20 protein-coding genes are annotated in these 21,842 nt (G+C 60.7%); 11 read left to right on the forward strand and 9 right to left on the reverse strand.

The window, feature by feature from the left end; all coding sequences use genetic code 11:
* Nucleotide 1: 1 nt before the first annotated feature.
* The 4 genes from cysT to CRO06_RS01920 form a co-directional block, all read right to left on the reverse strand.
* Nucleotides 2-829: a sulfate ABC transporter permease subunit CysT gene (gene cysT, locus CRO06_RS01905; protein WP_097057611.1), complete on the reverse strand. Its 828-nt coding sequence runs from the start codon at nucleotides 827-829 to the stop codon at nucleotides 2-4.
* A 12-nt stretch (nucleotides 830-841) separates the two neighbouring features.
* Nucleotides 842-1,840, reverse strand: coding sequence for a sulfate ABC transporter substrate-binding protein (locus CRO06_RS01910; RefSeq protein WP_280522533.1), 999 nt, complete (start codon nucleotides 1,838-1,840; stop codon nucleotides 842-844).
* Between the two features lie 93 nt (nucleotides 1,841-1,933).
* Nucleotides 1,934-2,107 carry a YezD family protein gene (locus tag CRO06_RS01915; protein ID WP_080531678.1) on the reverse strand — a complete coding sequence of 58 codons (174 nt, stop codon included), beginning with the start codon at nucleotides 2,105-2,107 and terminating at the stop codon, nucleotides 1,934-1,936.
* 35 nt (nucleotides 2,108-2,142) lie between these two features.
* On the reverse strand, nucleotides 2,143-3,147 hold the full coding sequence (locus tag CRO06_RS01920; RefSeq protein WP_097057612.1) for a porin: 1,005 nt from the start codon (nucleotides 3,145-3,147) through the stop codon (nucleotides 2,143-2,145).
* A 209-nt stretch (nucleotides 3,148-3,356) separates the two neighbouring features.
* On the opposite strand from CRO06_RS01920, the gene CRO06_RS01925 reads away from it, so the two are divergent.
* The 7 genes from CRO06_RS01925 (at nucleotide 3,357) to CRO06_RS01955 (ending at nucleotide 10,211) form a co-directional block, all read left to right on the forward strand.
* Nucleotides 3,357-4,157: an EAL domain-containing protein gene (locus CRO06_RS01925; protein ID WP_179746422.1), complete on the forward strand. Its 801-nt coding sequence runs from the start codon at nucleotides 3,357-3,359 to the stop codon at nucleotides 4,155-4,157.
* A 128-nt stretch (nucleotides 4,158-4,285) separates the two neighbouring features.
* A complete protein-coding gene (locus CRO06_RS01930; protein WP_022994838.1) occupies nucleotides 4,286-4,840 on the forward strand; it encodes an RBBP9/YdeN family alpha/beta hydrolase in 555 nt (184 codons plus the stop codon).
* A 66-nt stretch (nucleotides 4,841-4,906) separates the two neighbouring features.
* Complete coding sequence (locus tag CRO06_RS01935) at nucleotides 4,907-6,520, forward strand: methyl-accepting chemotaxis protein (RefSeq protein WP_097057614.1); 1,614 nt, start codon at nucleotides 4,907-4,909, stop codon at nucleotides 6,518-6,520.
* A gap of 45 nt (nucleotides 6,521-6,565) precedes the next feature.
* Entirely contained in the window at nucleotides 6,566-6,901 is a 336-nt protein-coding gene (locus tag CRO06_RS01940) for a hypothetical protein (RefSeq protein ID WP_143247704.1), read from the forward strand.
* Nucleotides 6,902-6,974: 73 nt separating this feature from the next.
* The gene (locus CRO06_RS01945; protein ID WP_097057616.1) at nucleotides 6,975-8,930 is read left to right on the forward strand and encodes a copper resistance system multicopper oxidase; all 1,956 of its coding nucleotides are present in this window, start codon (nucleotides 6,975-6,977) and stop codon (nucleotides 8,928-8,930) included.
* Nucleotides 8,927-9,664 carry a copper resistance protein B gene (locus tag CRO06_RS01950; RefSeq protein ID WP_097057617.1) on the forward strand — a complete coding sequence of 246 codons (738 nt, stop codon included), beginning with the start codon at nucleotides 8,927-8,929 and terminating at the stop codon, nucleotides 9,662-9,664. The genes CRO06_RS01945 and CRO06_RS01950 overlap by 4 nt, the downstream gene beginning before the upstream one ends.
* A 13-nt stretch (nucleotides 9,665-9,677) precedes the next feature.
* Nucleotides 9,678-10,211 (forward strand): c-type cytochrome, encoded by a 534-nt coding sequence (locus tag CRO06_RS01955; RefSeq protein WP_097057618.1) that lies wholly within the window; start codon nucleotides 9,678-9,680, stop codon nucleotides 10,209-10,211.
* A gap of 34 nt (nucleotides 10,212-10,245) precedes the next feature.
* Here CRO06_RS01955 and can read toward each other — a convergent pair whose 3' ends face one another.
* A complete protein-coding gene (gene can / locus CRO06_RS01960; RefSeq protein ID WP_022994833.1) occupies nucleotides 10,246-10,881 on the reverse strand; it encodes a carbonate dehydratase in 636 nt (211 codons plus the stop codon).
* 279 nt (nucleotides 10,882-11,160) lie between these two features.
* Between can and CRO06_RS01965 the strand changes: the two genes are divergently transcribed.
* Nucleotides 11,161-11,649 carry an FKBP-type peptidyl-prolyl cis-trans isomerase gene (locus CRO06_RS01965; protein WP_022994832.1) on the forward strand — a complete coding sequence of 163 codons (489 nt, stop codon included), beginning with the start codon at nucleotides 11,161-11,163 and terminating at the stop codon, nucleotides 11,647-11,649.
* A gap of 59 nt (nucleotides 11,650-11,708) precedes the next feature.
* Here CRO06_RS01965 and CRO06_RS01970 read toward each other — a convergent pair whose 3' ends face one another.
* Nucleotides 11,709-13,289 (reverse strand): acyl-CoA synthetase, encoded by a 1,581-nt coding sequence (locus CRO06_RS01970; RefSeq protein ID WP_022994831.1) that lies wholly within the window; start codon nucleotides 13,287-13,289, stop codon nucleotides 11,709-11,711.
* 131 nt (nucleotides 13,290-13,420) lie between these two features.
* Nucleotides 13,421-14,320: a LysR substrate-binding domain-containing protein gene (locus tag CRO06_RS01975; RefSeq protein ID WP_022994830.1), complete on the reverse strand. Its 900-nt coding sequence runs from the start codon at nucleotides 14,318-14,320 to the stop codon at nucleotides 13,421-13,423.
* 263 nt (nucleotides 14,321-14,583) lie between these two features.
* On the opposite strand from CRO06_RS01975, the gene CRO06_RS01980 reads away from it, so the two are divergent.
* From CRO06_RS01980 to CRO06_RS01990, 3 genes are all read left to right on the forward strand, one after another.
* A complete protein-coding gene (locus tag CRO06_RS01980) occupies nucleotides 14,584-15,708 on the forward strand; it encodes a helix-turn-helix transcriptional regulator (protein ID WP_097057619.1) in 1,125 nt (374 codons plus the stop codon).
* Between the two features lie 15 nt (nucleotides 15,709-15,723).
* Complete coding sequence (locus CRO06_RS01985) at nucleotides 15,724-16,908, forward strand: helix-turn-helix transcriptional regulator (protein ID WP_097057620.1); 1,185 nt, start codon at nucleotides 15,724-15,726, stop codon at nucleotides 16,906-16,908.
* 120 nt (nucleotides 16,909-17,028) lie between these two features.
* Entirely contained in the window at nucleotides 17,029-18,138 is a 1,110-nt protein-coding gene (locus CRO06_RS01990; RefSeq protein WP_097057621.1) for a helix-turn-helix transcriptional regulator, read from the forward strand.
* A 154-nt stretch (nucleotides 18,139-18,292) separates the two neighbouring features.
* Here CRO06_RS01990 and CRO06_RS01995 read toward each other — a convergent pair whose 3' ends face one another.
* Nucleotides 18,293-19,966 carry a hypothetical protein gene (locus CRO06_RS01995; protein WP_097057622.1) on the reverse strand — a complete coding sequence of 558 codons (1,674 nt, stop codon included), beginning with the start codon at nucleotides 19,964-19,966 and terminating at the stop codon, nucleotides 18,293-18,295.
* A gap of 229 nt (nucleotides 19,967-20,195) precedes the next feature.
* Nucleotides 20,196-21,824 (reverse strand): acyl-CoA synthetase, encoded by a 1,629-nt coding sequence (locus CRO06_RS02000; RefSeq protein WP_097057623.1) that lies wholly within the window; start codon nucleotides 21,822-21,824, stop codon nucleotides 20,196-20,198.
* Between the last annotated feature and the right edge of the window lie 18 nt (nucleotides 21,825-21,842).

Here is a 21,842-nt window from a genome sequence, read left to right on the forward strand (position 1 = left end):
TTCAACCTCCTCCCTGCCGGCGCAGGCTCCAGTACTGCAAACCGTTGATGGCGAGCAGCAGAACGAACGAGAACACCAGCAGCATCACGCCCAGTGCCGAAGCACCGGCGTAATCGTATTGTTCCAGCTTGCTGTAGATCAGCAGCGGGGTGATTTCAGTTCGGTATGGCATATTGCCGCTGATGAACACCACCGAACCGTACTCCCCCACGGCACGAGCGAAGGACAGGGCGAAACCGGTGAGCAACGCCGGCACCAGCGCCGGCAGCAGCACCCGCCGGAACGTCTGCCAACGGTTGGCACCGAGGCTGGCGGCGGCTTCTTCCAGCTCCCGCTCCAGCCCTTCGAGCACCGGCTGCACCGTGCGCACCACGAACGGCAGACCGATAAGGGTCAGCGCCACGACAATGCCGGCGGGGGCATAGGCCACTTTGAATCCCCACCAGCCTTCCAGGTACTGGCCGAACCAGCCATTGCGGCCATACAACGCGGTCAGGGCAATGCCGGCCACCGCCGTCGGCAAGGCAAACGGCAAGTCCACCAGGGCGTCGGCGATGCGTTTGCCTGGAAAGGTGTAACGCACCAGCACCCAGGCCACCAACAGACCGAATATCAGATTGATCAGCGCCGCCACCAGGGAAGCGCCAAAACTCAGTTGGTAACTCGCCACCGCCTGCGGATGACTGACCACCGCCCAGAACGTTTCCGCGCCCAGGGAAATCCCACTGGCGGCCAACGCCGCCAACGGGATGAACACAATCAGGCTGGTGTAAAGCGTGGCGTATCCCAAGGACAACCCGAAGCCGGGTATGACTCGGTTTCGTGACATGAGGGTATCCGCTCACCGGGGTTGGTAAATGTGATCGAAGACGCCACCGTCGTTGAAGTGCGTCTCCTGCGCCTTCCGCCAGCCGCCAAAGGCGCTGTCCACGGTGATCAGATTCACTTCAGGAAAGGCGTCGGCGTACTCACGAGCCACGTCCGGATCGCTGGGGCGGTAGTAGTTTTCCGCCGCCAGCTTCTGGGCGGCCGAGGTATAGAGGTACTCCAGATAGGCTTTGGCCACGTCGACGGAGCCATGCTTTTCGGCGTTCTTGTCCACCACCGTCACCGGCGGTTCGGCCAGAATGGACACCGAAGGCACCACGATCTCGAACTCCCCCTTGCCCAGTTCATTGATCGCCAACAGTGCTTCGTTTTCCCAGGCCAGCAACACATCGCCAATCCCCCGCTGCACGAAGGTGGTCGTGGAACCACGGGCACCGGAATCCAGCACCGGCACTTGTTGGTAGAGTTTGGTGATGAACTCCCTGGCGGCGTCCTCGGAACCGTACTTCTCCTTGGCGTAGGCCCAACCGGCCAGGTAATTCCAGCGCGCGCCGCCGGAGGTCTTCGGATTCGGCGTGATCACCTCGACCCCTGGCTTCACCAGATCGTCCCAATCCTTGAGCCCCTTCGGGTTGCCCTTGCGTACCAGGAATACAATGGTCGACGTATAGGGCGCGCTGTTATTGGGCAACCGTTTCTGCCAGTCGGCGGGAATCCTGCCGGTCTTCTCGGCGATGGCGTCAATGTCGTAGGCCAGCGCCAGGGTCACCACGTCCGCTTCCAGACCATCGATGACCGCACGGGTCTGTTTGCCAGCGCCACCGTGGGACTGGCGCACCACCAGCGTTTCGCCGGTTTCTTCCTGCCAGTGTTTGATAAAGTCCTTGTTGAACGCTTCGTACAACTCCCGGGTGGGGTCGTAGGACACGTTGAGGATTTCCCGGTCCGCCAGGGCCGGAGAGGACAGAGCCAGGCCGAGCGCGGCCGCGGCAAAAAAACGAATGAACTTCACGATACAGTCTCCACAAAAATCGGGTGTCACGAATGTGTTGGAGACCTCCGGTGGTCCGGTCGGCCGCAAGCCGGGTTTCGTTGCTTCAGCCGCTCAACGGGGCTTGTCGAAACGGTATTTTTCCTTGCGTTCCACCTGCACTACCCGGCCCTCGTGGACAATGATTTCCACGGCGCCAAAGCGCAGATCCTTGATCAGCGACGTCACCAGTGTGGCCAGATCCACCTCTTCCGACGCCGGGTTGCGATGCGTGTCAGGCCGTGCCATGTCGCGTACTCCTCGGTTCCGTTCGTTAATGAACGTCAGAATTTAAAGGCCAGACCGGAGCCAACGGCACGGTCCTCGGTGCCTGCCTCATCCCGCTCCAGATTCGACAGATACAGATAAGCCACGGTATTGCGTCCCAGGCTGTAGTCGGCGCCGAGGGCCCAGAGTGTCAGTTTTTCGTCGGTCTCTTCACCACGGTTTTCACCACCCTGGGCTTTCAGCGTAAGCCGCTCATCCACATGCCAGGCGGCGCTGATCAGGTAGCCACGATCTTCCAGGTCACTGCCCGGCGCGGTATCCCTGGCCTGCTGGTAGAGCGCACCGAGTTCCAGGACGCGCCAGCGGTAGGTGGTGACCGCGCGCAGAATGTCGGCACGGCGAAAACCGTCCACCGCCCGCCGGGCCGCCTGATCCTTTTCGTAAGCGAGGGCGGCATAAAAACCGTCGCGCTGCCAGACCAGAGCCAGGGACACCACATCGGCAAGATCGTCATCCGGCTCGCCATTGTCATCGGTGTCCTCCTGTTCCCCCGGGGAGAACGCGCCGTGCACCGACAGGCCACCCAGCAGCGTCGGGCTCAGATACTGGACGCTGTTGCTGTTACGGGTCTGTCCACCAAGGAAATGGTCGATATCACCGTACAGGTCATTGAACTGATCGACCTTGCCCTCGATGCTTTTCAGCGGGCTGTCGATGTTGCCGGCGCGCAGGGTACCGAAGGCTCCGGTCAGGCCGCCGTAAATGTTGCGTTTGCTGAAGGTGTCGTCATCGTCGCCATCCACGTCGATGCCATACTCCGCCAGATAGATCGCCTTGAGGCCGCCGACTTCGAGGTCGAAGTCGCCTTTGATCCCCAGACGCGAGGCGTTGGAATTCAGTTCCCACTGGTCGTTGCCGCCGGCGCCGGCCAGACTGGCGCCCTCGAAGTCCACGTGCTCCAGCGAGACATTAATCTTGCCGTACAGCGTCGGTCCATTGGCCCCCGACACCAAAGGTAATGCCCCCAACAGGCCGATCCCCAGTGCGTTCCCGAGCTTCATTCGGTGTTCTCCAAAACAGCGTTGCGCAAGAAATGAAAAGCAACGCCTCCCGAGGTCGGGTGGGCATCCTTTGTTGATGATGGGGATGATGCTAACGAGAAAATCAAAAGACCAAAAAGTAATATATTTCTATTTATTTATTCTTTTTAAACATAATTGGTTTCTCTTTATCCTGGCGGCTCCATTGACGCTTGATGGAGGGATCCACCATGCCCTTGCACGACCTCGTCGACTACTTCAACCGTGAACAGCGCCGTCAGTACGGCACCGCCATTGTCCCTAAAGACACCCTGCGCATGCGGGACAATACGGTGGAAGCCGATTACGCCGGCCTGGTTCTGCGCAGTCGCTTCCAACCAATCCTGCCCCTCCGCCAGGAAGGGGTTTACGGCCATGAGGCGTTGCTGTCGGTACACGGCAAGGGCGGCCCGCTATCACCGCAGGCACTGTTCATGATTCCCACCAGCGCCGACGAGATCGTCTATCTGGATCGTCTGTGCCGCACGGTGCACGCACTGAACTTCCTGCTGCAACCGGACACCGGCGGCCTGCTCTCGCTGAATATCCACCCGCGCCACCTGGCCAGCGTGCGGCAGGATCACGGTCTCGCCTTCGAACAGATTCTGCGCCAATGCGGTCTCGCGCCGGAACAGGTGATCCTGGAAATCCGTCATGATCCCGCCGGCACCGAAGACCCGCGCCGGGCGGTGGATAGCTATCACCGCCACGGCTATCGCATCGCCCTGGACAACGTGACCTCGGCACCGAGCACCACGCTTTGGCGGGCACTGGCCCCGGACATGGTGAAACTGGCTCCCGAACTGGAAGCGACCGAGCGTGACAGGGTGCTCGCCGCCGCCGCGCGGCACGGCACATCGTTCACCCTGCAACTGGGCCTGACCACCGACCTTGCTCTGGAACATGGACTCAGCCACGTGCAGGCGCGCGCAATGGCGCCACCGGCGGAAGGCCTCACCGGCCCCACCTGGCGGCGGGGCGCCTTCCCTTGAAGGCGGCTCCGCCCACCGGCGGCACCGGCAAAGGCCGTTGTCATCCCCCTTTCCCGCGCCGGTAAAGAAAGCGACAACTCCTCTGTCTATGCTGACGCTCCCTCTCCTTGTCACTGGGAGCATTGACGATGTCCGCCCGCGATAGCGCCCCCTTCCATGGACTGTTGGTGCCCGGACTGCATGGCAGCGATCCGGATCATTGGCAGCAGCGCTGGCAAACCCATTTACCCTGGCTGCACAGCCTGACCCTGCCGGACTGGCAAAACACCGAGCTGGCCTTCTGGCTGGATCGGCTCGACCTGGCCGCCGACGCTTTACCGTCCCCCTTCGTGCTTATTGCCCATGGCTTCGGCTGTGTGGCCGCGGCTCACTGGAGCGTAACCCGGCCACGGCGGGTATCCGGATTGTTGTTGGTGGCTCCGGCCCTGCCGGAGACTTCGCCGCGACGCCTGCCCGCCCCCCTGACCGTCCCGGCCCGTCTGGTGGCCAGCACCAGCGACCCCTGGATGAGCCTGGATGAAGCCCGCCGCCTGGCCCGGGATTGGGGCTGCGCGTTTCGCAATGGCGGCGATCTGGGTCACATCAACAGTGCCTCCGGTATCGGCGAGTGGCGGCGCGGCTTCGAGGATCTGCGCTGGCTGCTCAGCCAGCGCGTTTCGCGAGGTACCGCCTTGACCGGATAGCGCCTATCAACCTGCGGCCTCTTCTGCCGATAGTTCTCTTGGAGACAACAATAAAGAGGCTCAGATATGAAGCAGTGGACCATGACCCGACAACTGTGGGGCATGCTCGGGTTACTGTGGCTGGCGATGCTGCTCCTGGCGGGCTGGACCGCCTGGGAAAACCGCCAGACCATTCTGACCGAGCGCAAGACCGGGCTGTCCCAGTACGTGGATTCAGCCCTCAATGCCATTGACGGACAGGCCCGGCTGGCCGCTTCCGGCGCCATCAGCGAAACCGAGGCCCGGCAGCGCGCCGAGGAACTGATTCGCGATATGACCTATGACGAAGGGCGTGGTTATCTGTACGCCTTCGATGAGAATCACCGGATGTTGACCCACCCCAGTCTCGCCAAGGGTACCAACATGTGGGACTACCAGAACGAGGAAGGGCGCTATCTGTTCCGGGAGTTCATGGAGGCGGTGAAAAACGGAGACGGGTTCGTCGATTACCTGTGGGTGCATCCCGGCCAGGAAGGCCTGGCGAAAAAGTCGTCCCTGCATGTGCATTACCCGCGCTGGGACTGGTACCTGGGCGCCGGCGTCTACATCAACGACATCAACGACGCTTTCTACGCCAGCCTCACTCAATCGCTGCTGTTCCTGTTGGCCCTGGGGATTCCGCTGACACTGCTGATGGGCGCGATCATTCGCGGCGTGCTGCGCCGGCTTGGTGGCGAACCCGGTTACGCCGCCGAAGCGGTGCGCTACATCAGCGAAGGCGATCTGAGCCAACCCACCCGTTTGAAGGACGGCGACACCGGCAGCCTGCTGTTCGACATCGAACGGATGCGCCAGTCCCTTGGTGCCACCGTGGGCGACATTCACCGCAGCGCCAACATCGTCAATACCGCGGTGGAGGACATCAAGGCCGGCAACGACGAACTGGCCACCCGCACCGAGCAGCAAGCCGCCTCGCTCACAGAAACCGCCGCCAGCATGGAACAACTCACCACCACCGTGCAGCAGAACGCGGACCACGCCGAGCAGGCCCGGCACCTGGCCAACAATACCGCCGGCGACGCCCGCCGCGGCAATGACGCCATGGAGGCGGTGATTAAAACCATGGGCAGTATCCATGACAGCGCTGAACAGATGAGCGCCATCGTCGACGCCATCGACGAGATCGCGTTCCAGACCAATATTCTGGCTCTCAACGCTTCCGTGGAAGCCGCCCGCGCCGGCGAGCAGGGCCGCGGGTTCGCGGTGGTGGCGGAAGAAGTGCGCAATCTGGCCAGCCGCAGCGCCGAAGCCGCCGGCGAGATCAAGGCCCTGATCGAAAGCGCCGGCACCCTGGTCGCCACCGGCAGCCAGCAGGTGCGCGACACTGGCGAGATCATCACCGGCATGGTGTCGGATATAGGCCGTCTCAGCACTTTGGTCAGCGACATCGCCACCGCGTCCAATGAGCAGAGCCGGGGCATTGGTCAGGCCAACGAAGCGATCACGCAAATGGACATGATGACCCAGCAGAACGCCCGGCTGGTGCAGGAAAGCTTCTCAGCCGCCCAGCGCCTGGCGGACCAGAGCCGGCAACTGCGCCTGTATGTGGCCCGCTTTCAGGTCAAGACCCCGCCACGGACCGGGACAGCGGACGACCACGACTTGCCCAAGGACGAAAAGGCGGTGCCGGCGCCGGCTTGAATAAGGCTTGACCCGGGGGTAACCCCGGGGTTGTATAAGCACACCATGATTCCCGTTTCCGCCGCCTTCCGGCCCGTGGCAACGCTGCTCGCCGGATTATTGATGACCTGGGCCCTGTTGAGCCCGATCGCCGCCATGGCTTCCCACCATGGCGGCGATCACCCCTGCGCCAGCGGCGAGATGCGGGAGCACCATCCCTGCCCCCATCACGCCGGCGACACGGAAGGCTGCACCTGTCTTCAGGCCTGCCAGGGCGGCGCCTTGACCACCAAGGCCAGTTCAGTCCGCGCGCCTCAACGGCCAGCCTCGGACCGCCTTGCCTCTCCCGGCCAGCGGTTCGCCGGTTTCCCCACGCCACCGTGGCGCCCACCCTCCGTCTAGACCGTTTTTCCCATCGAAACACGCGCCCCCGCAGACGGGTGGCGTCTTTTGTTTTCTATTGAGGAGAACGTCCATGACGACGTCTTTTTCTCTGCCCCGCCGTCGCTTCGTGCAGGGGCTGGCTTTGGGCGGTACCGCTCTGGGGCTCGGGCTCACCCCGACACAATTGTTCGCCCGCCAGGGTCAGACCGGCGCGCCGGAGCTGCGCGGTAACCAATTCCAACTGAACATCGGCGCCGCCGATGTGAATCTGACCGGCCGCAACCGGCCCGCCACCTTGGTCAACGGCAGCCTGCCGGCGCCAACCCTGCGTTGGCGTGAAGGTGAGACGGTGACCCTGAGAGTGACCAACCATCTGCCGGAAACCACTTCGATCCACTGGCACGGCCTGCTGCTGCCGTTCCAGATGGACGGCGTGCCGGGGTTGTCCTTCGACGGCATCAGCCCAGGCGAGACCTTCACCTATCAGTTTCCGCTGCGGCAAAGCGGCACCTACTGGTATCACAGTCACTCCGGTTTTCAGGAGCAGACCGGCCTGTACGGCGGCCTGATTATTGATCCGGCGGAACCGGACCCGCATACGGTGGATCGCGATTACGCGGTGGTGCTTTCCGACTGGAGCGACCAGGACCCCAAGCGTATCTATGCCACGCTGAAAAAACTCAGCCACTACTACAATTTCAGCGAACGGACGCTGTTCGACACGCTGAGGGATTTCCGTGAGAAAGGCGTGGTGCGGACGCTCAAGGATCGCCACATGTGGAACCGGATGCGCATGAGCGAGACCGATCTGGCGGATGTGACCGGTTACACCTACAGCTTCCTGGTCAACGGCCATACCCCGGCCGCCAACTGGCAGGCCCGCTTCGAGCCCGGCGAGCGCATCAAGCTGCGCTTCATCAACGCCAGCGCCATGACCATCTTCGACTTGCGCATCCCCGGTCTGGACATGACCGTGGTGGCCATGGACGGCCAACCGGTGAAACCGGTGCGCTTCCACGAGTGCCGCCTGGGCGTGGCGGAAACCCTGGACGTAATCGTCGAGCCGAAGGATCACCGCGCCTATACCCTGTTCGCGCAAACCATCGACCGGTCCGGCTACGCCCGCGGCACCCTGACGCCGGACTCCTCTCTCAGCGCCGAAGTGCCGGAGCTGGACCCGGTGCCGCTGCTCGGGCACCGGGAAATGGGCATGGGCGCCATGGATCACGGAGTCATGGGACACGACAGTGGCGCCATGAAGACCATGGACCACTCTCGCATGAATCATGGCGGCATGGACCATGGGGATATGAACCATGGCGATATGTCCGGCGGCATGGATCATGGAAGCATGAACCATCAAGGGATGAACCACGGCACGCAGAGCGGGATGGACCACTCGGCCATGGGGCACGCCAACCACGACACCAACGCCGCCGTGCCCTTCGCGGTCTCGGCGGACAACCCGGATCTGCCGGCCCGACAAAGCGCCACGGAACACGCCGACAGCGAATACGGTCCTGGCGTGGACATGCGTGCCATGTCTCCGGCGCCGATGCTCGACGATCCCGGCATCGGCCTGCGCGACCGGGGCTGGAAAGTACTCACCTACGCCGACCTGGAATACGCCCACGGTTTGCCCGACAGCACGCGGCCGGAGCGGGAAATCGTGTTGCACCTCACCGGCAACATGGAACGCTACATGTGGAGTTTCAACGGCATCCCGTTCGCCGATGCCGAGCCGCTCGAGCTGTATCACAACGAGCGGGTGCGGCTGACCCTGGTGAACGACACCATGATGCACCACCCGATCCACCTGCACGGTCTGTGGAGCGATCTGGAACTGGGAGACGGGCGCCTGCTGCGCAAACACACCCTGTTGGTGAAACCCGGAGAAAAACTCAGCTATCTGGTGCGCGCAGATGCCCTGGGACGCTGGGCCTACCATTGCCACCTGCTCTATCACATGGAAGCGGGCATGTTCCGGGAGGTTCGAGTAGTACCGCCACCGCAATCGCGGCACCAGCACCAGGAGGGCCACTCATGAAATCACTGACAATCACCAACGGCGCCCTCACCGCGCTGCTCGCCCTTTTCGCCCTGTTTACCACCACCTCCGCCCAGGCCATGGAGGGCGTGCCCGCCCGCTTCGGTCAAATCCTGGTGGACCAGTTGGAAGCCCGCGACGCCGACGACGGCACGGTGGCGGCCTGGTCCGCCAACGCCTGGTACGGCGGTGACATCAACAAGCTGTATTTCGCCACCGAAGGCGAGCGGCTCATGGACCGGGGCGGCGAAACCGAGAGTCTGGAAACCCGGCTGGCCTGGAGCCGTGCCTTCGCGCCTTACTGGGACTGGCAACTGGGTGTACGCCGGGACTGGCAACCGGACGATCCCAACCGGGACTGGGTCAGTGTCGGGGTGATGGGTGTTGCTCCCTACTTCTTCGAGACCGAGGCCAACCTGTTCCTGGGCGAATCCGGCCACAGCGAACTGCGTCTGGAAGCGGAATACGAGTTGCTGTTCACGCAGCGGTTGATCCTGACTCCGGAAGTGGAAGCCAGCCTGTACGGCAAGGAGGACCGGGATCTCGGTATCGGCAAGGGGCTCGCCACGGTGGAAGCGGGATTGCGGTTACGCTACGAAATCCGCCGCGAATTCGCCCCTTACATCGGCGTGCATTGGGAGAGGAAATTCGGCGACACCGCCGACTTCGCCCGTGATCACGGTGAGGACGCCAGTGACACCCTGCTGGTGGCCGGTATCCGGGTCTGGTATTAATTCAGGAGGCGCCATGAAAACGGTTCTTTATACGCTCTTTGCAGCCATTGCCATCGCTTCCTTCACGGTGGCCCTGGTGGTCTTCGGCGGGTTCTATAACTTCGCCGCGGACCAGCCCCATTGGTCACTCACGGAAAAGGTGATTTCAGTCGCCCGCCATCAAGCGGTGGAACGGCGCGGCGCCGACATCACCGTTCCGGACGACCTGTCGTCCCGCGAACGCCTGCTTCGAGCGGCACCTTCCTATGACGAAATGTGCGGTGGCTGCCATCTGGCTCCCGGAACCGGGGGCACCGCCTTGAGAGATGGGCTCTATCCCGTGCCACCGGATTTCACCCGGCACGGCATTCACGATCCCGGTGGTGCGTTCTGGGTGATCAAACATGGCCTGAAAATGAGCGGCATGCCGGCCTGGGGACAAAGTCATGATGACGAGGCCCTGTGGGACCAGGTCGCTTTGCTCAGTGTCTTGCCGGAACTGAGCCAGGAGGAATGGCTGACGTTGCTGCAACAAGCGGAGGAGACCGGTCACACCCATCACCATTAAGAAGGGAAGTGGCCCCGCATGGGGCCACGATTTCCTAGACCTCGAATTCCTGGCTTTCCAATTCACGCAGGTGGGCATTGTTGTCCACCTCGATGCCCAGATCACCGAGACGACCATCACCGATGCCGTAAATCCAGCCGTGGATGGTCAGGGGCTGCTCGCGGCGCCAGGCTTCCTGCACCACCGTGGTATTGGAAACGTTGATCACCTGACGGGCCACGTTCAGCTCGCACATGCGGTCAAGGCGGGCGGTGGGGTCCAGGTCCGCCAGCTGTTTGCGGTGGCGCAGATACAGCTCCCGCACTTGGCGGATCCAGTTGTCGATCAACCCGTGAGGCTGGTCTTCCATGGCGGCACGCACGCCACCACAACCGTAATGGCCCACCACCATCACATGCTTGACCTTGAGTACTTCCACGGCGAATTGCAGCACCGAGAGCAGATTGAAATCGGTGTGATGCACCAGATTGGCCACATTGCGGTGCACGAACAATTCGCCAGGCATCAGACCGACGATTTCATTGGCGGGGACGCGGGAATCGGCACAGCCGATCCACAGGAATTCCGGGTTTTGCTGGCCCACCAGGGTACGGAAGAAACCGGGGTGTTCTTCCTCCACCTGATGGCGCCACTGTTCGTTGTTGGTGAAAAGCTGCGGCAGGGTTTTCATGGTCGGGCATTCTCCATATCCGACCCCCATGATGCCGGAACAGCTCCGTAAAGAAACGGCGAAAACCCTTTCAAAGTGTATCGGACCCGTCCGGTCCCGGGGGCAAGGCACCAATGGCACAGGCCGGTGACACGGCAAGCGGAGCCGATTATAACGTCCGGGGCGCCGGCACGCAGCCAGCCGGCGATTGGTCACGGCCGTCGCTGCCCTGTTACCATGCCGGTATGCGGGCGCGGGAACGGTTCCCGCCCAAAATTCATCAACCCGAAAAGGGCACCCATGCAAATTGCAGACAACAAGGTGGTGGCGTTCCACTACACCCTGACCAACAACGCCGGTCAGACCATCGACTCCTCCCACCAACGGCAGGAGCCGCTGACCTATCTGCACGGTCACGGCAACATCATCCCCGGTCTGGAAAAGGCGTTGGTGGGCAAGGAAGTGGGCGACAAGCTGGACGTGACCGTGGCGCCGGAAGAAGGCTACGGCGAGCGTCACGACGGCCTGATTCAGCAGGTTCCGGCCTCCGCCTTCGAAGGCGCCGGCGATGAGCTGCAACCGGGCATGCAATTCCAGGCACAAACGGAAGCCGGCCCGCGCATCTTCACCATCACCGAGGTGAATGGCGATCAGGTCACCATCGACGGCAACCATCCGCTGGCCGGGGAAACCCTGAACTTCGCCGTGGAAATCACCGATATCCGCGAATCCAGCGAAGAAGAGCAACAGCACGGCCACGTGCACGGGCCGGACGGCCACGACCACTAAGTCGCCTATTGCTCGTTTTTGGCGTGCCCGCGACACGCGGGCACGCCTGCGCGCTTTATCTAAAGACTGAAGAAGCCCTCCGCTTTCCTCTTACCCTCTCGATACTCATCCCTGAGCAACCGCTTCAGCAGCTTGCCGTTGGGTTCACGCGGCAGCGCGTCACGGAATTCCAGCGTGCGCGGACACTTGATTGACGACAGTTTCTCACGGCAGAAACTCAGCAGCTCCGCGGCCAGTTCCGCGGTGCCAGGCCTGTCCTCCCGGGACTGCACGATGGCGTGCACGGATTCCCCCATCTCCTCATTGGGGATACCGATCACCGCCACATCGAATACGGCGCGATGTCCCATCAGGGTGTTTTCCACCTCCTGCGGGTAGATGTTGACGCCGCCGGAAATGATCATGTTGCTCTTGCGGTCGGTGAGATACAGATAGCCGTCCTCATCCAACCAGCCGATATCACCGACACAGGCCCAGCCCCTGTCATTGTGCGCCTCGGCGGTCTTGGACGGATCCTTGTGGTATTCGAACGGATGGCCGCCGGAGAAGTAGATGGCACCTTCCTGGCCAACGGGCAGTTCCTCGCCGGTTTCCTCGTCGACGATATGCAGGGTACCGTAGATCGCCTTGCCCACGGTGCCGGTGTGTCTCTTCCAGTCCTCGCTGTTGGTCATGGTCAGACCGGCGCCCTCGGTGCTGCCGTAGTACTCATAAATCACCGGGCCCCACCAGTCGATCATCGCCTGCTTGGTGGTCACCGGACAGGGCGCCGCCGCGTGCACCGCCATTTTCAGGCTGGAAACGTCATAGCGGTTACGCACCTCCTCGGGCAGGTGCAGCATGCGGTGGAACATGGTCGGCACCCACTGACTATGGGTGACCTTGTACTTCTGGATGTTTTCCAGTGCCCGCTCAGGATCGAATTTCTCCATGATCACCGCGGTGCCGCCGAGCACCAGCACGCCACGGGTCCATTTCAGCGGCGCGGCATGGTAATACGGCGCCGGCGACAGGTAGACCATGTCACCATTGCCGCCGAACGCCAGTTCAATCAACCCCGCAAGGGTTTCGGTGCTGCCCACCGGCAAGCCGCTGATTTCCGGTTTCACCCCCTTGGGGCGGCCGGTGGTGCCGGAAGAATAGAGCATGTCGCTGCCTTCCCGGGCGCCGGGCAGCGCCTCCGGAGATTGCGTTTCCATGGCCTGTTCCAGGGACTCACATCCCGGTAACGGCTCATCCAGCATGAAGATCTTCGGCGCCAATGGCAGCTCACCAATGGCTTCAACCAGTTCCGGGGTGGCGGTTTGCGCACTGAGGATCACCACCCGGGCCTCGCAATCCTCAAGGATATAGAGCACTTCTTCCGGTTTCAGCCGGGTGCTGACGAAGGTGTAATACAGACCGGCATAATGGCCGCCCCACTGGACCGCCGGACACTCCAGGCGGTTTTCCAGCAAACAGGCGATGTGATCGCCGTAATCCAGCCCCTCGTTCTGCAGCACCCGGGCCAGGCGGTTGGCGAAGGCGTCCAGCTCCGCATAACTCATACTGCGACCGGTATCCGCCAGAATCACGGCGGGATGATCGGGTTTCACCCGCGCGTGCAGACCCGGATGGCGCAGACTGGCTTCCGTGTTCATGAACCTCTCCTAGTGTTGTTGTTTTTTGGATGTCGCCCGGCAGGCGTCAACCCTTGATGTTGCCTGGGAGAAGACGGCGGGTATTCGTCAGAACCGACTATTTTGTCATGGCCAAACCGATCATTACCGGACTACGCCGAAGCCAACGCTGGCCGCGACGGCTCGTCCAGATCCGGTAACCAGGGCCCTTCCATGAAGGCCCGCAACGGCCGGCTCCAGGTATTCTCCTCGGCGGTGGCGATGGCGGTGGTCACCGCCGACAACGCTTCCGGCAGGGCCACCGAGTGCAATGGATAGCGATGGCGGTACTGGCGCACCGTGGATTCCGGCAATACCGCCAGCCCCATACCCGAGCTGACACAGCCCAGAATGGCGTCCAGGCTGCCCAATTCATGGATCGGCGCGGGGGGCGCGCCCTGCTCCGCCAGCAGCACCGACACCGTCTGCCGGTAACCACAGCCCTGGCGGAAGGACAAAAAGGAGGTGCGTGACAATTCCGCCGCGGACGGCACGCCATCGAGCGGCCGCCCACTCACCAGCACCAGCCGTTCGCGGAACACCGGCCTCATGATCAGACCGTCGCCGACGTTACCGGCAATTACGAACGCGGCGTCCAGGCGCCCCTCGCGAAGTTCGTCCAGCAAGCAGGCGGAAGGACTGGTGCGCAAATTCAAGGAGACCGCCGGCCAGCGCCGGCTGAAGGCGGGCAGCACTTTCGGCAAATGCACGGCGGCGGTGGTTTCCATGCTGCCCAGGCGCAATTCTCCGGTGGGTTCGCCACCTCCCTTGAAGTGATTCAGCGCCTCACTGTGCAAATCGCCGATTCGGCGAGCGTATCCCAGCAGCTGGTGCCCCGCGGAAGTGAGCGCCACCGGATTGCGGCGCTCCAACACGCGCACGCCCAACTCGCTTTCCAGCTTCTTGATGTGGGCGGTGACATTGGACTGCACCGTGTGCAGGCGCTCGGCGGCGGCACTGAAACTGCCGCTTTCCACCACGGCCTGAAAGATTTCCAAGGATCGGATCAGCATGCCTTAAATCTCTTTTCGCAATGACTGAAGAGAGTAACATCTCCATTAGAGATAATGCCAAGAACCCAGCCCCTCTCGCGGACGGTTTACCGGGACCGCTTCTCCGAACGAAACATGTGACATATTTCACATTTTTATCTGGTCACCTATATTGTTTAAAACACGCCCTTTTCATAAGAGAAGAATCTCCGATCAGGGCCAAACGTATCGTCGACCTCCGCGCTTCCAGCTCAACTGAAGCCGGCACCACGGAGAATTGTTCATTGACCAACGAGCTACTTGGTTTTGTTGGGGAAATCTACGAAGCCTCCTACAATCCGGGGCACTGGGACGCAGTGGCTACTGGCCTGTGCCAACTGCTCAATGCCCGCTCCGGAGCCATCTTTCTGGAAGATCATGAGGGCCGAACCCGTGGCATGATCGGTGCCCACGGCCTGCCCAAACCGGTACGAGCGGCCTATCGCTTCGGCATATCCCGATACGACTACACGTTTCAACTGCAACGCCGCGCGCCACTGGGCAAAGCCCACCAGCTTATCCGGGCGGAAGATGTACGCACCGAGCATCCCTTCTATTACCGGCTGGTACTCAAACCCAATGACATCGGTTTTCTGGCTGCCATGAATGTCTACAACGACGATGAATGGCATGTGGGGATCGGCCTGCACCGCTCATTTCAGGCCGCGCCGTTCTCCGACGATGACTGCCTGACCTTGCAGCAACTCTATCCCCATTTCAAAAGAGCACTGCGCATTCACAAGGAATTCCACCGCCTGCGCTGTCGGCAGCAGACTCTCGAGTCCGCTTTGGGGCGTTTCATGACCGGATTGATCATCCTCGGGCCGGATGGTCTTGTGAACTACCGCAATCCGGTCGCCGAAGCCCTGCTCTCGCAGCACAAGGCATTGACCATCAATAGCAATGGTCAGATACATGCCCACTATCCGCAGGAAAACCAGCACTTTCAGGCCTTGCTGGCCCAACTGGTCACGACCGACCGACGGGACGTCACCACTCGTAATCAGGCTATTGGTCTCCATCATCCTGACCGGGAACACGCCCTCAACCTGATGCTCGCGCCACTGGAAAACTCCCCGGACCATGAGGACCAGTCCGCCGGCGGCGTGGCATTGTACCTGTGCGACCCGGATTCCACCTTCAATCTGCCGGCCGAGGCGTTGCGCTCTCTGTATGGCATGACGCCCACCGAAGCCAGTGTCGCCATGGGGTTGGTCAACGGCCTGTCCACCATGCAGATCAGTGAGCAGCATGGAGTCAGTGTGGAGACCATTCGCAGCCAACTGAAAAGCATTTACCTGAAAATGGGTGTTAATAAGCAGCAGGATGTGATCCGCACTCTGTTGTCCGGGGTCGTGCAGATCAGCTAGCCAGGAGTTAAAACAGTGAAAACGCAAGACCTGACGATGGTTCCCCGGTCGGACCAGGACGCCAGCCTGCCTTTTCCATCACTGGATGGGAACACACTTCAGGCGTACAACAAATTGGTAAGCACCCTGTACCGATGCCTGCACGACAATACCGGCTTTCAGTCTTTCTTCGATGCCTTTCAACAACACTTCAAGGCTTTACAGGGAGGGATTCTCGGGGTTACCTCCAATCCCCAGCGCATGGTGTACGGCTGGACCTTCGGCTACCCGGAAGGGTTCGAGGAGTGGTATATCAACAGCGACTTGCCGGAAAAAGACGAAGCCCTGACCCGCTATGCGCAGCTGCCCCCGCGACAGTTCGATTCTTTTCTGGGCGGCGATAGCAGCCGCACCATCCTCGATATCCTCGGCCCGGAAAGCAGGGCCTGGGCGGAAGCAGTGGGCATGGGCGACAGCGCCGGCATGCTGGTGACCCGGGAAAACGGCACCAATGTGGTTTTCATGGCCAACCGCCACCAGGATTTCGGGCCTTATACCGATGACGAACTCCTGCAGATGAATCTGCTGGCCCCGCATATCGAGAATGCCGTTGCCCTGCACCTGAAGCTGTACCAATCAAACAGCGACAACGAAAACCTGGCCATGGCGCTTAACCATGTAAACAAGCCGCTGGTGGTATTCAACGCGCTGGGCAGCATTGCCCAGGCCAATGATGCCGCCCGAAACCTGCTGACCCACGCCGGCAACCTCTTCATAGGTGAAGACCAGCGTTTGCACAGCAGTGACAAACGCCTGAGTCGCAAATTGCACGACGCCATCAGCACCTGCATTGTGCATTCCCACAAGGGCCATCTGGACACCCGCACCCTGTTTATCCACAACGGACCTGAGCGCCTTGCCATCTGCCTGACACCGCTGGTCGCCGAAAGTGTCGAAAACAACGGTGTTCTCGCGGAACTGTTCAGTTTCGATATAGAGCCGGTGCCGGACCTGGAACGGATACAAACCCTGTTTCAATGCACCCCGGCGGAAGCCGCCGTGGCGGCGGCATTGATCCAGGGCCTGGGTGCCGGCGCGATCGCCGAAGAAAAACAAATATCCATCCATACCGCCCGCCAGCACATCAAGAACCTGCTGGCCAAAAACGGCTATCGCAAGCAAACCGAACTGGTGGCCATGCTGGTGCGGGCGTTGGGATAAAAATACACACCAATCGGAAAACAAGACAATGTCATCCCGCGCACAGTCATCGCGAACCGCACCCGGGATGACAGAGCTGAATTTGTGTAAGGGATGTCCCAATGATAACCAGGAAAAACCATGGCACCAGTACTACAGAATGAGCCTGATCTGCTTCAAACACTCTACCGCTCTCTGACTCACCAGGAAGGCTTTCACGCCTTTCTGGAAAAACTGACTGGCGCCATCAACGGCTGTGCCGCCCAGCTATTGGTGATTCACCGTCAGCCCCTGCGCATGGAACATCTTTGGTATCACGGCCTGTCGGAAGAGTTCCTTGACTGGTATCTGGAAAACAACATGATCGCCCAGGATGTGGTGAGCAATCAGGCAATCAAACAGGCACCAGGGCTCTTCCAGTCAGCCCTGCCGCTGCTGCCTGATTTTCAACCCGACGCGGATTACTCCAAATGGGAGAACGAGCAAGACATGCTGGACTCCGCCTGGCTGGTGGTTGACAGCACCCACACCCACACCTTTGTCCTGACCATTCAGCGCACAGTGGGCCAGGGACCTTATCAGCAGGCGGAACTGAATGCCCTGAACCGGCTGGTTCCTCATATCCGCCAGACCGTGCAGCTATATCGGCAACTTGAAACCCGCAGCAAGGCAGCGTCATCCCTGTCAGCGGTCATTGATGTTCTCCCCAATGCCACCTTTGTACTCGACAGCCTGGCCACCGTGCTGTATTCCAACAAGGCCGCCCGCGCTTTGATCAACCGAGAGCGCTGCCTTAGCATCCGCGACGAACGCTTCAACTTTGCCGAAGAGGACGTGCAGGCCGCCTTCTTTCGCACCTCAGCCCAGGTGGTTCGCTCCAGCATGGGCAAGGAGGGCTACTACAGCGAGACCCTGTTTCTCAAACGTGCAGGGCGAACGCCGCTGATCTTCGTGATCCGTCCCATCGAAAGCAGCGAACTGCTTGCCGGAGGTGCCCTGGTCAGCGTCTATGAACCGGACAACCGCCTTCTTCCCAGCGCGGAACATATCGCGACCTATTTCGACTTGACCCGGGCTGAAGCGCAGGTTTGTGAACGGTTAGTGGCGGGGCATGACGTGCAGACCATCGCCGGGCAACTGGGCCGCGGGGTCTCCACCGTACGCACGCAGATCAAACATATCTTCCAGAAAACCGGCTGCTCCCGGCAGGGGGAACTGATCAGCCGGATTCTGGCGGCGTTGTTGCGTTAACACGCCTCTCCGTCACTCCGGTCTTGCCCCCAACTCACGTCATCTTGGGCTTGCCCCCGAGTCTCCATCAGACCATCGCGGCTTTTCCTGATGCTCTGCCAACGGAAGAAAGGGGAGACATTGCTCCCCTTTCCACGCTATTGATTACAAGGCATTACTGAGGAGTATTTTCTGCGGCGGGATTTGCCACGTCACTGATGAAAAACCCGAGCAAGCTCTCGCTGCCACCATCAATATGGCGGAAATCGACGAGCACAGAACTCGAGTCACTATTCTTGATGGGCGCAAGCGTCCAACTGCCTGTGGAATCGTCCAACATGGTTTCAGTAAACATCAGAGTGCCGCCTGCCGTGGCTGTCCAGGGTGCATCAATGGTGCTTGATTCTTCGTCCTCGGTACCAGGAGAGAAGGTGACCGTACCTGTACCATCCGCGTTGAGATAAATATTGGCCGTGTCATCTTCGCCAACCAGATCAATGCTGAAACCAACTTCCATCCCTTCGAAGAAACCCTCACTCTCGCGCTCGACTACCGCGACGCTGGAATCGCCGGCCAGATCCTCCAGCGCCACGGCGAAGCGGCCAATACGCCCAAACGTTATGACGTCTTCTTCATCGAATGCCATCCGAAGATCGCCATAGGCCGTTGCTTCCAAGGAAGCCGACGCACCAGCCTCACCTTCGCTGCTGGAATCGTACAGCCCCCCCGGGCCATCGGTTTCCTGCTCCACGCCGGTTACCTGAAACTGCCCACCGTTGAGGCTATAGGTGCCCCATTCCGAAGATGCGGCGAGAAGAGTACCGCCTTCATAAACCTCTTCATTGCGGGAGTGCGCAACCACATAGTGGCTGTCGTCCAGAATGGTGAGCACGTTGAAACCGTACTCCTCTGGCAGGTACCAGGCGCCCACAAAGGTATTATCAGAATCCTTAATCGCCTGGAAAGGGGCTTCGGCGCCAGACTCGCTTCCGAGGAGCAGCTCACCGCCAACCAGCCTAATAGTGTCACTACACTCTTGCTCATTGCTGCACAATCCGCCATTGGCATCCGAATTGCCTTCTACCTCAAACGTGACAGCACCGGTCTCCGGATCCCAGTCGTAGTATCCCCATTCCACCGTGGCGGCGCCTTGATCATCGTTACCATATTTGTGGGCTATGATATAACGCCCATAATCCATGAAGGTCAGCACATTGATCTCTTCACCATTGGGCCCGAGACCATTGCTGCTTTCCCCCGCCGGTTCGACAAACACCCAACTTCCTCGCAGATCCGCTTGCTGGGATTCGGCGAAATGCGCTTCGGCTTCTTCAGCGCTGATCAGAGTTGCGTTGGTTTGGGATTTCACCTCTGAATCAAACTGCGATTCAAACGCGGTAGCGCTCAATTCGAGCTGCAACTCAGCATTGACCAGAGCAGCGTGTGTCGCATCACTGATGGTAATGCCGTTATCCGGATTGCCATCATCATCCAGGGACTGAAGCAACCGCAAAATATTGGTCACTTGATCCGGGTTCGCATCACTGCCCATGTCCGCGGGGGTCACCCGACCCGTTGCTTGTACCGTCGGCAACGGAATACCACCGATCATGAAAGTAACCGTGTCACCCTCGACGTAATCGTATTCACCCAGGACACTGGTCTTGCCGCTTCTGTTCCCGGGAGAAGTCTGGTAGTTGATGCCAGCGACGGCGCTATCGGTGAATACCCCTGTTTCCGTCTTCACTGAAGGCTCGGGCTCTCCGCCGCCGCCGGATGATGATCCCCCTCCGCCACAAGCGGTGAGCATCACCGCCAGCGCCACTGATCCATATTTGAATGCGTTCATGGTCCCTCCAGTACTGTTGAAATCGTTCAATGACATAAGGAAACCACCGGCACCCACCGGTCCGCATCCCCCAAATTGGGGATAAGGAATTGCTCGCGGACAGGTTTCAGTCGGACTGACGGGGTTCTTTGGAGAGACGCACTGGAGGCCTTGGCCTTCAATGGCCTGACCAAAGGATGAGCGGCAAAAAAGCTTCCGGGGGAAGTGCCCCCGGAAGAACGCAGGGAAATCAGGCGCTGAGTTGCTCCCGCAACACATGTTTCTGGAATTTGCCGGTGGAGGTTTTTGGCAACTCGTCGACGAAGAACACTTTTTTAGGGCACTTGAAGCCCGCCAGGCCCTCCCGGCAATGGCTGACGATGTCCTCCTCGCTGACCGAGAGCCCGCCCTTCAAGGCGATGAAGGCACAGGGAATTTCTCCCCAATGCGGATCAGGGCCGGCCACCACCGCCGCTTCCAGTACCGCCGGGTGGGCATACAACACACTCTCCACTTCCAGAGTGGAGATGTTCTCGCCGCCGGAAATAATGATGTCCTTGGAACGGTCCTTGATCTCCACGTAACCGTCCTCATGCCACACCCCCAGGTCACCGGTATGGAACCAGCCGCCGGCAAAGGCTTTTTCGGTGCCCTGCGGATTCTTGAGATAGCCTTTCATGACACTATGACCACGCACGAACAGCTCGCCGAGGCTGACGCCGTCCCGCGGCACCGGTGTCATCGTCTCCGGATCAGCCACCATCATGTCGGTCATCGACAGCGACAGGATCCCCTGCCGCGCCACCTTGTCGGCTTTGTGCTCCAGGGACAGATCCGCCCACGGGTCCTGGAATTCACACACCAGACTGGGCCCATAGGTTTCGGTGAGCCCGTACAGATGGACGATGTTGATCCCCAGCTTTTCCATGGCGGCGATGGTGGCGGCCGGCGGCGCGGCGCCGCCGGTGGCCACGGTCACGGTGTGATCGAAGGGCCGCCGTTGCTCTTCCGGCGCGTTGATCATCATGTTCAGTACCACCGGGGCGGCACAGAAATGGGTCACCTTGTGCTCGCTGATGGCACGGAAAATCGGCTCCGGGTGCGGCTGGCGCAGACACACGTGGGTGCCGGCCACGGCGGTCACCGCCCAGGGAAAACACCAGCCATTGCAGTGGAACATGGGCAGTGTCCAAAGGTAGGCCGCGCCCTGAGGCAGCCCCAGACCGATGATGTTGCTCAAGGCATTCAGGTAGGCACCGCGATGGTGGTAGACCACGCCTTTGGGATCGCCGGTGGTGCCGGAGGTGTAGTTCAGCGTGATTGCCTGCCATTCATCCGCCGGCTCCCGCCAAGTGAAATCGTCACTTCCGCGCGCCATCAATTCATCGAAGGTCAGTTCCCCAACCCGTTCACCGCCCTCGAAAGTCGGGTCTTCCACATCCACCACCAGAGGGGAGACCGAACAGCGAGACAATGCCTCCCGGCTGCGGTCATGGAATTCCGGATCGGTGAAGAACACCTTGGCTTGCCCGTGATCCAGCATGAACGCCATGGATGCCGCATCCAGGCGGGTGTTCTGGGTGTTGAGCACCGCCCCCAGCATCGGTACGGCGAAATGCAGCTCCAGCATTTCCGGCACATTGGGCAGCAACGCCGCCACCGTGTCACCGGGCCCCACCCCCATGGCTCGCAGCGCCGAGGCCAACCGCAAGCAGCGCCGATGGGTCTCGCCCCAGGTGCGCCGTACCGGGCCATGAATCACCGCGGTGCGATAAGGATGCGCCAGCGCGGTACGGGTCAGAAAGGTGAGCGGCGTCAGAGCCGAGAAATTGGCGGCATTGGGCGTCAGGTCCGCATCGAAAGCAAGGGTGCTGGACATGATCGGAATCTCCTGAAT

Source organism: Alloalcanivorax xenomutans (assembly GCF_900217905.1).
In the GTDB taxonomy this organism is placed as follows: domain Bacteria; phylum Pseudomonadota; class Gammaproteobacteria; order Pseudomonadales; family Alcanivoracaceae; genus Alloalcanivorax; species Alloalcanivorax xenomutans.